Source organism: Curtobacterium sp. L6-1 (assembly GCF_018885305.1).
Taxonomy (GTDB): domain Bacteria; phylum Actinomycetota; class Actinomycetes; order Actinomycetales; family Microbacteriaceae; genus Curtobacterium; species Curtobacterium aetherium.
In genome coordinates, this window is record NZ_CP076544.1 from 2087777 (window position 1) to 2100184 (window position 12408).

General features: G+C 73.6%; 17 protein-coding genes. 4 read left to right on the forward strand and 13 right to left on the reverse strand.

From position 1 onward, the window contains the following. The first annotated feature begins 74 nt into the window (after positions 1–74). Positions 75–713 carry a TetR/AcrR family transcriptional regulator gene (locus KM842_RS09475; RefSeq protein ID WP_216257825.1) on the forward strand — a complete coding sequence of 213 codons (639 nt, stop codon included), beginning with the start codon at positions 75–77 and terminating at the stop codon, positions 711–713. Positions 714–832: 119 nt separating this feature from the next. On the opposite strand, the gene KM842_RS09480 is transcribed toward KM842_RS09475, so the two are convergent. The 4 genes from KM842_RS09480 to KM842_RS09495 all read right to left on the reverse strand — a co-directional run bounded on the left by KM842_RS09480 (position 833) and on the right by KM842_RS09495 (position 3780). Next, positions 833–2026 carry a helix-turn-helix domain-containing protein gene (locus KM842_RS09480; protein ID WP_216257826.1) on the reverse strand — a complete coding sequence of 398 codons (1194 nt, stop codon included), beginning with the start codon at positions 2024–2026 and terminating at the stop codon, positions 833–835. Positions 2027–2160: 134 nt separating this feature from the next. Continuing rightward, positions 2161–2421: a hypothetical protein gene (locus KM842_RS09485; protein WP_216257829.1), complete on the reverse strand. Its 261-nt coding sequence runs from the start codon at positions 2419–2421 to the stop codon at positions 2161–2163. A gap of 57 nt (positions 2422–2478) precedes the next feature. Further along, positions 2479–2646, reverse strand: a complete 168-nt coding sequence (locus KM842_RS09490; protein ID WP_216257831.1) for a hypothetical protein — start codon at positions 2644–2646, stop codon at positions 2479–2481. Positions 2647–2814: 168 nt separating this feature from the next. Continuing rightward, complete coding sequence (locus tag KM842_RS09495) at positions 2815–3780, reverse strand: helix-turn-helix transcriptional regulator (protein WP_216257833.1); 966 nt, start codon at positions 3778–3780, stop codon at positions 2815–2817. Positions 3781–3889: 109 nt separating this feature from the next. On the opposite strand from KM842_RS09495, the gene KM842_RS09500 reads away from it, so the two are divergent. After that, positions 3890–4270: a hypothetical protein gene (locus KM842_RS09500; RefSeq protein ID WP_216257835.1), complete on the forward strand. Its 381-nt coding sequence runs from the start codon at positions 3890–3892 to the stop codon at positions 4268–4270. 114 nt (positions 4271–4384) lie between these two features. Here the strand turns inward: KM842_RS09500 and KM842_RS09505 are convergent, their stop codons facing one another. From KM842_RS09505 to KM842_RS09545, 9 genes are all read right to left on the reverse strand, one after another. Continuing rightward, on the reverse strand, positions 4385–4654 hold the full coding sequence (locus KM842_RS09505) for a GlsB/YeaQ/YmgE family stress response membrane protein (RefSeq protein WP_216257837.1): 270 nt from the start codon (positions 4652–4654) through the stop codon (positions 4385–4387). A gap of 334 nt (positions 4655–4988) precedes the next feature. Continuing rightward, positions 4989–5414 carry an MFS transporter permease gene (locus KM842_RS09510; RefSeq protein ID WP_253206069.1) on the reverse strand — a complete coding sequence of 142 codons (426 nt, stop codon included), beginning with the start codon at positions 5412–5414 and terminating at the stop codon, positions 4989–4991. Next, positions 5411–6508, reverse strand: coding sequence for an Asp23/Gls24 family envelope stress response protein (locus KM842_RS09515; protein WP_216257839.1), 1098 nt, complete (start codon positions 6506–6508; stop codon positions 5411–5413). Before KM842_RS09515 ends, KM842_RS09510 begins: the two co-directional genes overlap by 4 nt. Positions 6509–6592: 84 nt before the next feature. Beyond that, the gene (locus KM842_RS09520) at positions 6593–6766 is read right to left on the reverse strand and encodes a CsbD family protein (RefSeq protein WP_216257840.1); all 174 of its coding nucleotides are present in this window, start codon (positions 6764–6766) and stop codon (positions 6593–6595) included. A gap of 124 nt (positions 6767–6890) precedes the next feature. Beyond that, complete coding sequence (locus tag KM842_RS09525; protein ID WP_216257842.1) at positions 6891–7454, reverse strand: hypothetical protein; 564 nt, start codon at positions 7452–7454, stop codon at positions 6891–6893. Continuing rightward, positions 7451–8026: an Asp23/Gls24 family envelope stress response protein gene (locus KM842_RS09530; protein ID WP_216257843.1), complete on the reverse strand. Its 576-nt coding sequence runs from the start codon at positions 8024–8026 to the stop codon at positions 7451–7453. Before KM842_RS09530 ends, KM842_RS09525 begins: the two co-directional genes overlap by 4 nt. An 11-nt stretch (positions 8027–8037) precedes the next feature. Beyond that, positions 8038–8355, reverse strand: coding sequence for a hypothetical protein (locus tag KM842_RS09535; RefSeq protein WP_216257845.1), 318 nt, complete (start codon positions 8353–8355; stop codon positions 8038–8040). Continuing rightward, the gene (locus tag KM842_RS09540; protein ID WP_216257847.1) at positions 8352–8543 is read right to left on the reverse strand and encodes a DUF2273 domain-containing protein; all 192 of its coding nucleotides are present in this window, start codon (positions 8541–8543) and stop codon (positions 8352–8354) included. Before KM842_RS09540 ends, KM842_RS09535 begins: the two co-directional genes overlap by 4 nt. Then, on the reverse strand, positions 8540–9001 hold the full coding sequence (locus KM842_RS09545; protein ID WP_216257849.1) for an Asp23/Gls24 family envelope stress response protein: 462 nt from the start codon (positions 8999–9001) through the stop codon (positions 8540–8542). Before KM842_RS09545 ends, KM842_RS09540 begins: the two co-directional genes overlap by 4 nt. Before the next feature lie 345 nt (positions 9002–9346). Between KM842_RS09545 and KM842_RS09550 the strand changes: the two genes are divergently transcribed. Continuing rightward, positions 9347–10693 carry an alpha/beta fold hydrolase gene (locus tag KM842_RS09550; RefSeq protein WP_216257851.1) on the forward strand — a complete coding sequence of 449 codons (1347 nt, stop codon included), beginning with the start codon at positions 9347–9349 and terminating at the stop codon, positions 10691–10693. Then, positions 10690–12279 (forward strand): GMC family oxidoreductase, encoded by a 1590-nt coding sequence (locus KM842_RS09555; protein WP_216257853.1) that lies wholly within the window; start codon positions 10690–10692, stop codon positions 12277–12279. The genes KM842_RS09550 and KM842_RS09555 overlap by 4 nt, the downstream gene beginning before the upstream one ends. Positions 12280–12408 lie beyond the last annotated feature (129 nt).

Below are 12408 nucleotides of genomic sequence, written 5' to 3' on the forward strand. Positions count from 1 at the left end.
CCGTCCGCACGCACCGTCACCACGGTCGTGCGGACGGCCCGCCCTCGTCCCCCATCTCCCACCGGAGGTCCTCCGTGCCCACCACGGCAGCACCCGCCAGCACCGACACCGGCAGCGTCGCCGGACCGGCCGGCACCGAGCCCTGCACGCTCCGCGAGCGCAAGAAGCAGCAGACCCGCCAGGCCATCCACGACGCCGCCCTGACCCGGATCACCGACCACGGCCTGGACGGGGTCACCGTCGAGCAAATCTGCGCCGACGCCGACGTCTCCCCTCGCACGTTCTTCAACTACTTCTCGTCGAAGGCGCACGCGGCCATCGGGCTGGACACCGTGGAGGTCCCGCCCGCCGTGCGCGACCGCTTCACCGCCGCGGACGGCCGGCTCGTCGACGACGTGTGCGACCTCGTCGCGAACACCGTGCCGCTCTCGGCCGACCGGGCCCGCGCGAAGGAGCTGCTCGTCCGGCGCCCGGAGATGACCTCGATGGTCATGCGCTGGATGGCCGAGTCGCGTCAGGCCCTCATCGCCGTCGTGTCCACCCGCACCGACGAGGACACCGCCCGGACCGCGGTGGCGCTCGTGATGTCGGCCCTGTCCGAGGCGGCCCACCGTTTCAGCGTGCCGACCCAGGCCGACCTGGCCGCCCGCCTCCGCTCGGTCGTCGCCGAGATGGTCGCGCTCGCGACCGCCGGGCCGCAGCGCTCCGCCTAGCCGGCGACGGGCCTCCGGTCCGTCCGACGGGACTGGAGGCCCGTGGTGCGGCACCCGTCCGGAGGCCCGTCCACCGGTACACCGCGCCGCCGGTCCGATGCCGGGCGGGGCCGGCACCGTCAGGACCGGCGGTCGGTCCAGTCCTCGCCCCCGCGCCGGAGCGCGCGGAGTTCGCGCAGGAAGGCCGTCGGGGTCGTGCCGCGCTCCTCGCGGAAGAGCTGCTGCAGGCGTCGTGGCCGGAGGCCCGCCGCCTCGGCGATGTCGGTCACCGAGCACACCCCGTCGAGGTGCGCCTCGATGTACGCGACCGCACGGCGGATCCGCCACGAGGACCGGCCGTCGGGTCGCTGCGCGGTCGCCGCGCGGAGCGTCGCCGACGGGTCCTCGCCGAACCGGGCGCGGTAGGCGACGGCGAAGCGGCTCGGGTTGGTGAACCGCCACCTGCGGGCGACCTCGAGCACGCTGTTCGGCGACGCACCGCGCAGGAGTTCGGCCCGGACCCCGTCGAGGCGCTGGTCGCGCAGGAAGCCGTTCGGGGTGACGCCGAGGGTGCGCGCGAAGACCTCCTGCAGGCCGCGCTCGCTCAGCCCGGCCGCGGCGGCGATGGCGGGCACCGTCGGTCGGTCGCGCGCGTGCTCCTCGATGAACGCGATGGCGGCGCGGAGGCGGCTGGCGGTCGGGACGTCGTCGCCACGGTCCCGCAGCAGGAAGGTGTCGAGCACCACCGTCGCGAGCCGTCGGTTGAGCGCCGTCCGCATCGCACCCCGGACCCGGTCGTCCATCAGCGTGGGACTGACGTCTCCGAGCAGGCGCCGCAGCGGTCCGTGCCGGGCGACGAGCTCGTCCTGCTGGTCGAACAGCACCGGACCGTCGGGCATCGGGTACCCGAGCTCCCCCGCGGTCCGGCGCAGGAAGGCGTCCGAGATGTGCACGCCGTTGTACACGGTCTCGTCGGACTCGAAGCGGTACTCCTCGGACGCCGAGGCGATGTACGGGCTGCCGGGCTCGATGACGCGGGAGCGGTCGGCGAAGTGCATCTCGAGTCGACCGTGCTGGAGCCAGAATACCACGTGGTCGTCGCGGGGTCCGATGACGCCGCCACGACGGCCCCCGCGCGCGGTCATCGAGCGGAGCGTGACGTCAGCGTCGCCGATGAGGAAGTAGTCGTACTCGGTGGTCTGCACGGCGTGCGCGTCCGTGACGAGCCCGCGACCGGAGTACTCACCGTCGAAGATCGCCGTGTAGTCCGCGCCGTCGGTGCCCGTGAACCGCTGCTTGCGGAACCCGTTGTCGGCGTCGTCGGTGGGTGGCACGCGGTCATCATCTCATCCACGAAACGCGGATGCGGGGTCGTGCACAGAGCAAAGATCGCAGCACCCTCGTCGGGCGGTGCGGTCGGGACCGGGACGCCGCGGTCTGGGCCGGCCCGTGCCAGCCCGGTGTCGGATCAGCGCGGGATGAGCGGCGCCCAGAACGCGTCCGGGCCGTCGTGCTGCACGGCGTCGCCCTCGAACCGGAAGCCGTAGCCGCTGACGAACTCCGCGGCGGCCGCGAGCTCGTCGACACCGTCGTCCTGCGAGCGGTCGAACAGGTGCACGCCGTGGCCCATCACGACGCCGCTGTCGCTGACGACGGAGAGGTCCCAGCGGCCCTCCTCCGCGCGCTCGATGCGGATGACGGCGGCCTGGGCGGCGGTGAAGTCGGACATGGGACCGAGCCTACGCACGCGGTCCGGGCGAGGTCTCGGGAGGGGTGTGCCGGCGGGTCAGACGACGGCGAAGAAGTCAGCGTAGGTGGGCTCGACGGGCGTGGAGCCCGCGGTCCGGCGGGAGACCATGGCGTCGATCTCGTCGGGGTGGCTCAGGCCACGGCGGTGCCACTCGTCGGGCTGGCGGCGGAGGTCGTGGAGGGAGGGTCGGATGCGCTCGTTCACGGTGCGCTCTTCCTGCTGGTACGCCCGTCCCGAGGTGTTCGGAGGCGCACGACCAGCATCCCGCGTCGGAGCCGCTGGACCAACCCGCAGGGCGTGGGGTGTACGCCGTTCGGACACCGTGTCCGGTAGGCGCACCGAGGACCTCCGTTCACCGTCCGAGCGTCGCGCTCAGCGGGCCCGTCGCCGGCGAAGGGTGACCGAGGGCGACTCGCCGAAGGTCGCGGCGTACGTGCCGGAGAAGCGTCCGAGGTGCCCGACGCCCCACCCGAGCGCCACCTGCGCGACGGTCGTGGCGTCCGGGTCGGCGGCGGTCAGCTCCGCACGCACGCGGTGCAGCCGGACCTGCCGGAGGAAGTGCATGGGCGAGCCGCCGGTGTGCCGACGGAACGACGCCTGCAGGGAGCGCACCGCGACGCCCGCCGCCTCGCTGACGTCGGTGATCGTGATCGGCCGGCGGGCGTTCACCACCATCCACTCCTGCGCGAACCGCATGGTCGCGGGGCCGTCGCTGAGCAGACCGGACGGCGCCACCGGGGCGGCGTCGAAGGCCTCGACCACGGCCTCGGCCACGGTCGTGTTGAGCGCCGAGCGACGGGCGCGGTCGGTCGCCAGGTCGAGCAGGGCGGCGGCGGCCCCGGAGATCGCTCCCTGCAGCCGACGGAGCGCGTCCGGGTCGGGATCGCCCGCGAACCGCAGCGGTGCGGGCAGGTCACCGCGGCGGGCGGCGGCGACGGACTCGAGGAACGACCGTTCGAAGCGGATGACGTGCTGGACCGTGGGGGCGGCGTCGAACGTGAAGGCGCGGTCGGACGGGTAGACGACGGGGACCCCGGGCTGCATGTCGACCGGCTCGGACGACCCGGTGTCGAGGCGGATGCCCCGGGCGCTGGCCCAGGCGAGCACGTAGTGGCCGCCGGGCTCGATCGTGCCCCACCGGCGTGCGGCGACCGACGACGTGCCGACCGTGACGTCGCCGTCCCCGATCGCCCGGTAGCGCCACGAGAAGCCCTCGGTCACGGGGTCGCCGATGTGGATGTCGGTGCTCGAGTAGACGCGCTCGTAGAACGCGACCGCTTCGTCGACCGAGTGGCCGCGGCGGTCGACGTGCACGAGGGGTTGATCGACGGAGTGCATGCTCGGCCAGTCTGCCGAGCACCACCGACAAACGCGTACCCCCAGACCTGGCGTTCCCCTGACCCGACCGACCACGACACCGGTTGGGTGGAGGGATGGAGATCATCTGATGAAGTACATCGTCTACGGCGAGAACCGGATCATGACGGGCGACGCCATCGCGGAGGCCGCCCTCGCGTACGCCGCGGCGCTCGGTGAGAACGGGACGACCGACATCGTCGAGATCCCGACCGCCGACGCCGACGGGGTCGCCGTCCGTGCCGAGATCCTGCTCGGTCCGGCGTCGCAGATCATGGTCGAGTCGGCACCCGACGACGAGCTCGAGCCCGAGGACGAGGACCTGGTCAACGAGCTGATCCGTCGCACCGACGAGGTCGGCGGTGGCCGCTTCATCGACGCCGCCTCCTCGCACTCGGACGAACCGGCCGCCCGAAGCCTGCGCACGCGGCCGCCGAAGGGTGCGGGGGCTCCCGCCGACCACCAGGACTGACCCCGTCCACGTCGGCCGGGCCTCCAGGTCCCGGACGAGCGGTCCCCCGGACGCAGGAGAGCCCCGCACCAGCAGGTGCGGGGCTCTTCCGTGTCCGGCGTGTGCCGGGACGGGTCAGGCGCGGGCGCCGCGGCGACCGGTGATCGCGCCCCAGATGAGCAGGACGATGATCGCGCCGACGATCGCGATGATCCACGACTGGATGCTGAAGAAGCCCTCGTAGCCCACGTTGAAGATGAGGCCACCGAGCCATCCGCCGATCAGGGCGCCGATGACGCCGAGGACGAGCGTGGCGATCCAGCCGCCACCCTGGCGACCGGGGAGGATCAGCTTGGCGATGGCGCCGGCGATGAGGCCGAGGAGGATGAAGCCGAGGAAGCTCATGTGCGTGCCTTTCAGGAGTGGCACCGGGGTGCCGTTGTGGTGCAGGTGTGTCGTCCTCAGCGGACGACGGAGCAGTCGGGTGCGACGCTCCTGGATCGGTCGGTGTCGCTCAGATGGAGTCGACCAGAACGTCTCGCGCCTGTTCGGCGAAGAGGGCGGTCATGTCGATCGCCTCGGTCGGGGTGTCCCCGTCCACGAACGACTGGCCCGTCGGCTTGGTGTGCATCTGGCGGCTCCTCCCGGGTTGCTGCGTGTACCGCTCCAGCATGCTCTCCGGAATGTAGTTAGGCAGACTACACACGTCATGATGCGTTATGCGGATGATCGGCGGGGCTCAGCCAGCGAACCGGGACCACAGCTCGACGAGGACCGGCCAGACGTCGCCGGCCCGGTCCGCCGAGCCGACCGCCACGGCAACGAGGGGGAACGCGGTCACGGCGAGGGCCACCAGCACCGCGGGGACGACGGCGGTCCAGGCCGTGGCGCTGTGTCGTCGCGTGACGGCCAGGAGCAGCAGCGCCAGGACCACCACCCCGCCGAGCAACGCCACGAGGGTCACCCGCAGGAAGGGGAAGGGCACGAGGCCCGCGGTCGTCGCCGTGACGCCGGCGAGGAAGCCGACGAGCGGCAGGAACGCGGCCACGGCGAGCAGGACCACCACGACCACACCCACCGCCGCCGCGACCCAGACCCCACGGGGCCGGGGACGCGAGGCGGCGATGCGGCGGCGGATGCGGCGGTCCGCCAGGCGGGAGCTCACGGCCGTGCCGGGTCCGTGTCCGTGTCGGTGCCCGTGTCCGCGTCCTGGCGGACGGCCTCCGCGGCACGCTGGCCGTCGGCAGCGGCGTCCTCGAGTGCGTCCGCCACGGTGTCGGCCGCGGTCCGGGGTGCGCCGGACGCGGCGTCGGCGTCGGCGCGGGCGTCGCCGTCCTGATGCGTCGCGTCGGCACGGTCGCGGGCGGTGTCGGCGGCGGCCTCGGCCCGCGCGGGCCCGTCCTCGGCGCGGTCGCGTGCCGCGGAGCGGGCGTCGTCGACGTCGTCCGCGGTGTGCCGGGCCGCGGCGGCCGCGGCCTCCTTCGCGGACCCGGCGGCGTCGGCCGCGTGGTCCGCCACCTCGGACGCGGTCCGCCGTGCCGAGTCGACGGCGTCGGAGGACCGGTCGCCGGCGGTCTCGACGGCGTCCGCCACGGCGTCGCGGGCGTGACCGGCGGCGTCACGCGCCGACGCAGCGGCGTCGGACGCGGTCGCCGAGGCTGCCGCGAGCGCGTCGGAGGTGACGTCGGCCGTGCGGTCCGCGGCCGTCCGGGCGGCGTCGGCGGCACCGGCAGCAGCACCACGGACCGAGTCCGCGGCGTCCGCGGCACCACGTCGGACCGAGTCGGCGGCGTCGGAGGCGGCACCCCGGACCGTGTCGACGGCGTCGTCCAACGGGGAGGGCTCGTCGTCGAACGGCCCGTGCACGTCGAGCACGCGGACGTCGACCCCGATGCGCTCCGGCAGGTCGGGCAGCTGGGCGAGGGCGGCACGGACCTGGTCGCGCACCGTGTCCGCCACCTGCCGCACCGGCTCGGGGTAGCGCACGACGAGCGAGACCTGGACGTCCAGGCCGCCGTCGGCGTCGTCGATCCGGACGCCGAGCGCCGAGGCACTGCGTCCGAGTCGAGTACGCAGCTGGTCGGCCGCGCGGTCGGCGAGTCCGCCGAGGTGGTGCACCCCGTCGACCCCGAGTGCCGTCACCGCTGCGGTGCGGGCCGCGACGGTCAGGGCGCCGGCGTCCTCGGGGAGCGGGTCGGTGAGAGTCGACGGCAGGTCGACCTCGGTCGTCTGCGTCTGTGCGTGGCTGTCGTGCTGCATGGTCTCCTCCTCGGTCGGGTGAGCGGTGGGAGCACGACGGGGCACGGCGTCGTCGCGCGCGTGCCCCGTCGTGTCCGCTGGTCGCTACTTGCGGAAGACGTCCTTGACGTCCTCGCCGGTCTGCTTCGCGCTGGCTGCGGCCTGGTCCTTCTCGCCCTCGGCGACCTTCGCGTCGTCGTTCGTGAGGTGACCGACGGCCTCCTTCGCCTTGCCGGCGAGGTCCTGGGCTGCGTTCTTGATCTTGTCGTCGAGTCCCATGGCGGGCTCCTCTCTCCAACGGCCGTGGCACGACCGCGTTCCTGGTTGTGGTGGTGGGCCGGGAGGCCCGTGGTGGCGTCCGACGGACGGTGCCCATCCGACGGTGCCCGTCGGATGGCGCCCGTCAGGCGACGCGCTTGGGCTTCGCGAGCGCCGAACGGGTGCCACCGGTGAGGTGGACGAGGACCGGCACCTCGCGACCGAGGGTGCGGTCGAGGATGGCGACGGCCCGGTCCACGGCGTCGAGGACGGTGACGGCGTCCCCGCCCCGGCGCACGGCGACCCGGAGCCGGGCTGCGCGGTGCTTGTGCACGGAGTACATGTCGACCTTCGACGAGACGACGTCGTGGACGCCGGCGAGCTCGTGGTCGATCACGTCGCGGACGAGGGCCACGTTGACCGTGACCTCGTCGTCGCCCTGTGCCTCGCGGACGGCGACGGCGGTGCCGCCACGACCCCGGGTGACGATCCAGACCAGGGACAGGACGACCACGACCAGACACACCGCGGCGACGATCCACAGCGAGGCCGCGGGGACCTCGACACGCTGCGGGAACGTCAGGTACGGACGGAGTGCGTCGCGGACGGCGGGCAGGACGCCCGCGCCCATGGCCAGCCCGACGAGCACGGCCACCAGGCCGAGCACGAACAGGATGATCCGGTTGAGGGTGCGGTTGCTCGAGGTCATGACAGGGAGCCCTTCTCGCTCACACGGACGGTCACGTGCCGACCGAACCGCTCGTCCAGGCGGCCGAGCCGCTCGGCGACGGCACGCTCGACGACGGACGAGTCCACCGGGATCCCGGACATCGGCACGATGTGCACCTCGGTCCGCTTGCCACGGGCACTCGCGGTCGTGTGGGCGTCCGGGACCCCGGCTGCCTGACCGGCCGCGTTGCGGGCGGTCGACGCGATGATCGACGAGTCGATGACGACGGCACCGCGGTCGTGCGGGACGACGGACCGGTGCTGCCGTCCGGGCTTCAGCGCGAGGACGACGAGGACGATCCCCGCGATGACGAGCACCGCTGCGACCACCTCGATCAGCGTGACGAAGGCCGCGTCGGGCTGCAGGGCGGCGTCCACCGCGGTCTGCGGGTCGGCCAGCAGCGGACCCGTCCCGACCGCGCGGAGGACCGACTCGGTGCCGATCCACGCTGCGACCAGCACGAGCACCACCAACGCCACGGACACGGCCGTGGACCGGGAACGGTGCACGCTGCGGCGACGCAGTCGGCGTTCCACGGAACTGCTGCTCATGGTGACCTCCTCTACCGGACCCGGGTGTCGCGCTCGCGCACGATCCCGGTCAACTCGATGCGTGCCGATCCGACACGACGTCCCGTCAGGGCGCTGACGCGACTCCGGACCTCGGCTGCGGCGGTGGTCGCCGCCTGGACGAGGTCCTCGCCGGCGGCGACGGGCCCGGTGATCTCCAGGGCGAGGGCCCCGCGGGCGTCGCCGAGTTCCACCCGCACCCGCTTCGCGGGCGCTCCGAGCCGCTCGGCGGCGACGGCGCGCGCACACGAGGTCAGGGCGCGGGTGGTGATCTCGACGCGGCCCGGAACCGTGCCCGGGCCGCCGGTCACCGGGAGCTCCGGCGCCCGGTGAGAACGTCGGTCAGGGCGCCACGGTCGATGCGCCCGGTCACGAGGGCCGCGACCAGGGCGCCGACCGCACCGAAGACGACGACGAGGACGAAGCCCCAGAAGCCGAACTGGAGGGCGACGACCGCCAGGATGGCGCCGATCAGGGCGCCGCTCAGTGTGGTGCTCATGCGACTCGCGACTCCTTCTTGTCGTCGTCCTCGTCGTCGTCGCCCGGGATGAAGACGTCCTGGACGGTGACGTTGACCTCGGCGACCTCCATGCCGACGATCTGCTCGAGTGCACGGGAGACCGACGAGCGGACGCCCTCGGCGACCTGCTGCAGCGGCACGGGGTACTCGGCGACGATGGTGATGTCCGCGGCGACCTGCTTCTCGCCGACCTCGACCTTGACGCCCTGGCCGTGGTCGCGCTGGCCGATGGCGTCGCGGAGGGCGCCGATGGCGCGGGCAGCGCCGTTGCCGAGCGAGTGCACGCCGTTGACCTCGCGGGCGGCGATGCCGGCGACCTTCGAGACGACGGTGTCGTCGATGACGGTCTTGCCGGTGGCGGCGTGTGCCGCGGTGGTGCCGGACCCCTTCGTCGCGTTCGTCGCGAGGGTGTTCGGGGTGGTGGTGGTGTCGGCCATGGTGTCTCCTTCCGATGACCCGCCGGGCGTTCCCAGCGGTTGCTGTTCACGGATGAGACGGGCTGCAGAGGACGTTCGTCACGACTCCGGCACGGTTTCCAGCCGGGTTCCAGGATCAGCCCGTTCCGGGCCGTTCCGCTGTACCCCGGTCCCCGATCCCTGCCGATTGCGTCTCGCACGCTGCGCGACACGTGCGATGGATGAGGTGGGCTCGAATCGGCGTCCCCGTGCGGGGCGAACGGTGGACGCGCCTCCCGGACGGGGGCAGGACGCGCGGTCGTCGCCGCCCTGTCCGGGGTACAGGCGGGCTGTGGGGCGGGACGCCCCGGCCGGTAGGAACGACACATGACGGCGACCGCGTTCTGCCTCCACGCCCTCGGCTCCAGCTCCGAGGAGTTCGCCGCGCTCCGCGCACGACTCAGCGGCACGCTGGACCTCGTCGGCATCGACCTCCCGGGCTTCGGGACGAGCTCCGCCGTGACCGGCACGACCGTCGAGGAGATGGCCGTGCTCGTCGAGCGGGCCATCGGCACCAGCGGCGCCACCGAGTGGGCGCTCGTCGGCCACTCGATGGGCGGCAAGGTCGCCTCGGTCGTGGCCGGACGCACCATGAGCGGCGCGAACGGCCTGTTCGGACTCCGCGCCGTCGTCCTGCTGGCGGCCTCCCCCCTCTCCCCCGAACCCATGGACGAGGACCGCCGGGCGTCGATGCTCGCGTGGGCAGCCGACCACGAGATCGGACCGGACGAGGCCGCCGAGTTCGTCGACGCCAACACCGCCGAGCAGCTGCCGCCGGAACCGCACGCGATGGCCGTGCACGACGTGCAGCGCGCCGACCCGGCAGCCTGGACGGCGTGGCTCCTCCGCGGCAGCCGCGAGGACTGGTCCGACCTGCCCGACAACCCCGCGCCGGCGCTCGTGCTCGCCGGGGCGGAGGACGGCGACCTCGGGCCGGACGCGCAGCAGCGCCTCACCCTGCCGCACTGGTCGGCAGGCGAGTTCGACGTCGTCCCCGGTGCCGCGCACCTGCTGCCGTGGGAGCAGCCCGAGGCCGTCGCCGACCGCATCCGGTCGTTCTGGGAGCGCCGCGTCGCACACGGCCCCGTGGTCCCGACCGCGTCCGCCCGGGTGATCGCCTCTCCGCGGGTCAGCGCGCGGAACCGCGCCGTCCTCGCCGCCCGTGCGCTGCCGGACGACCCCGCTGCCGAACCCCGCGCCCTGACCCGCACGCAGCTCGACACCCTCCGCGCCCTCGCCCGCGTCGTCGTGCCCCAGCCCGGCGCGGACACGATCGACGTCGCCTTGCGCGTGGACGGCCAGCTCGCCGCCGGACAGGGCGACGGGTGGCGCCCGGACGGCCTGCCCGTCGACGCCGAGGCGTACCGCGCCGCGCTCGACGCCCTGGCACCGGACGCCGCCGTGTCCGACGAGCACCTCGCCGAGGTGCTGTCCGCCGTGGACGCGGGCACGCACACACCCGCCGGTGGGGTCCTCGACGCCGAGCAGCTGCGGCTGTGGTCCGAGGACGCCGGCGTCGACCTCGTCAAGCAGTGGCTCGCCCACCCGGCGACGATGGCCATGATCGACTACGACGGCTTCGCGAACGGCGGGGACGGCGTGCGACTGCAGGGTTTCCAGCTGCTCGGAGCCGGGCAACGCGAAGCATGGGAACCGGACGGAGTGACACGATGAGGCTCGAACACCAGCGCCGACACGGCGAGGACGAGGACGTCGACGTGGTCGTCGTCGGCACCGGAGCGGGCGGCGCACCGCTGCTCGCCAGCCTGGCCCGAGCGGGCCTGCGGGTCGTCGCGCTCGAGGCCGGGAAGAACACCGAACCCCGCGACCACCTGCCCGACGAGGTCGAGGCACCGGCGGACATCAACTGGATGGACGAACGGATCAGCGGCGGCGGCGCCCCCACCTCCTTCGGGCCGAACAACAGCGGGACCGGCGTCGGTGGGTCGACGCTGCACTGGGGTGCGTTCACGCCCCGCCCGAGCGCACACGACCTGCGCCTGCGGACCGAGTCCGGGCAGGGCGAGGACTGGCCGGTCGACCACGCCGAGCTCGTCCGGTACATCGAACAGGTCGAGCACGACGTGGGCGTCGCCGGACCCGAGCACTACCCGTGGGACCCCACCCGCCGGTACGCGATGCGACCGCCGGGTCGGAACGCCTCCTCGGACATGATGATGCGCGGCACCGCGGCCCTCGGGATCACCGCGACGGACGCCCCGGTCGCCCTGACGACCGAGGACCGGCACCAGGAGCACCACGGCCTGCGCCACGCCTGCGTCGCCTGCGGGTCCTGCCACCAGGGCTGCCGGAACGGCGCGAAGGTGTCGATGGACACGACGTACCTGCCGGCAGCGGTGGCCTTCGGCGCCGAGATCCGCGCCGAGGCGTTCGTGCACGGCATCGAGCTCGACGCCCGCGGCGAGGTCGAGGCCGTCGTCTACCGCCAGGACGGTCGGGACCACCGCCAGCGCACGCGCGCCCTGGTCCTCGCCGCCGGCGGGGTCGAGACCCCGCGCCTGCTGCTGCACACCGGCCTGGCGAACAGCAGCGGGCAGGTCGGCCGCAACTTCACCGCGCACGGTGCCACGCAGGTCTGGGCGCGGTTCGACGAGTCGATGCGGTCGTACCGCGGCTACCCGTCGTCGATCATCACCGAGGACTTCGTGCGTCCGTCCGACGCGGACTTCGCGGGCGGGTACCTCATCCAGAGCCTCGGCGTGCAGCCGCTCACCTTCGCCACCACCCTGGTGCGCGGCGGCGGGCTCCGCGGCGCGGCACTGGTCAGGGCGATGCGCGACTACCCGCACATGGCCGGCGTCGGCATCAACGCCGAGTGCCTGCCCTACGACGACAACCGGCTGGTCCTGGCGGACGAGGTGGACGAGCACGGCATGCGCCGCGCGAAGGTCAGCTTCACACCGGGCTCGAACGAGGAGGCCATCCAGCGCCACGCGGTCCGCACCATGACCGCGATCGTCGAGGCCGCGGGTGGCCAGGACGTGCGGGTGCTCGACCGCACCGCGCACACCATCGGCACGGCCCGGATGGGCACCGACGCCGGCAGCTCCGTCGTCGACACGGCCGGCCGCTCGTGGGACGTCCCGAACCTCTGGATCGCCGACAACTCGGTCTTCCCGAGCGCGGTCATCGCGAACCCGGCGCTGACGATCATGGCGCTGTCCCTGCGCACCGCCGACCGGATGCTGCGTGGCGACGCCGCGGCGGACCGGGCATCGGGGCTGGTCGCCTCCGCCTGACCGGCGGTCGGATCGACCACCCGCCGGACGGGAGGCCCGCAGCACGACGTGTGTCGAGCCTCCCGTCCGGTGCGGGGCCGGGTCCCTCCGCACCGACCCCGACGTCCCGCGACGGGTGGGGGGCGCGCA

What these genes read in the sequence shown, in the direction of transcription:
- KM842_RS09485 (WP_216257829.1), bottom strand. Translation starts at nt 2,421, where the DNA reads ATGTCCGACTTCACCGCCGCCCAGGCCGCCGTCATCCGCATCGAGCGC.
- KM842_RS09495 (WP_216257833.1), bottom strand. Translation starts at nt 3,780, where the DNA reads ATGCACTCCGTCGATCAACCCCTCGTGCACGTCGACCGCCGCGGCCAC.
- KM842_RS09500 (WP_216257835.1), top strand. Translation starts at nt 3,890, where the DNA reads ATGAAGTACATCGTCTACGGCGAGAACCGGATCATGACGGGCGACGCC.
- KM842_RS09505 (WP_216257837.1), bottom strand. Translation starts at nt 4,654, where the DNA reads ATGAGCTTCCTCGGCTTCATCCTCCTCGGCCTCATCGCCGGCGCCATC.
- KM842_RS09515 (WP_216257839.1), bottom strand. Translation starts at nt 6,508, where the DNA reads ATGCAGCACGACAGCCACGCACAGACGCAGACGACCGAGGTCGACCTG.
- KM842_RS09520 (WP_216257840.1), bottom strand. Translation starts at nt 6,766, where the DNA reads ATGGGACTCGACGACAAGATCAAGAACGCAGCCCAGGACCTCGCCGGC.
- KM842_RS09525 (WP_216257842.1), bottom strand. Translation starts at nt 7,454, where the DNA reads ATGACCTCGAGCAACCGCACCCTCAACCGGATCATCCTGTTCGTGCTC.
- KM842_RS09530 (WP_216257843.1), bottom strand. Translation starts at nt 8,026, where the DNA reads ATGAGCAGCAGTTCCGTGGAACGCCGACTGCGTCGCCGCAGCGTGCAC.
- KM842_RS09540 (WP_216257847.1), bottom strand. Translation starts at nt 8,543, where the DNA reads ATGAGCACCACACTGAGCGGCGCCCTGATCGGCGCCATCCTGGCGGTC.
- KM842_RS09545 (WP_216257849.1), bottom strand. Translation starts at nt 9,001, where the DNA reads ATGGCCGACACCACCACCACCCCGAACACCCTCGCGACGAACGCGACG.
- KM842_RS09550 (WP_216257851.1), top strand. Translation starts at nt 9,347, where the DNA reads ATGACGGCGACCGCGTTCTGCCTCCACGCCCTCGGCTCCAGCTCCGAG.
- KM842_RS09555 (WP_216257853.1), top strand. Translation starts at nt 10,690, where the DNA reads ATGAGGCTCGAACACCAGCGCCGACACGGCGAGGACGAGGACGTCGAC.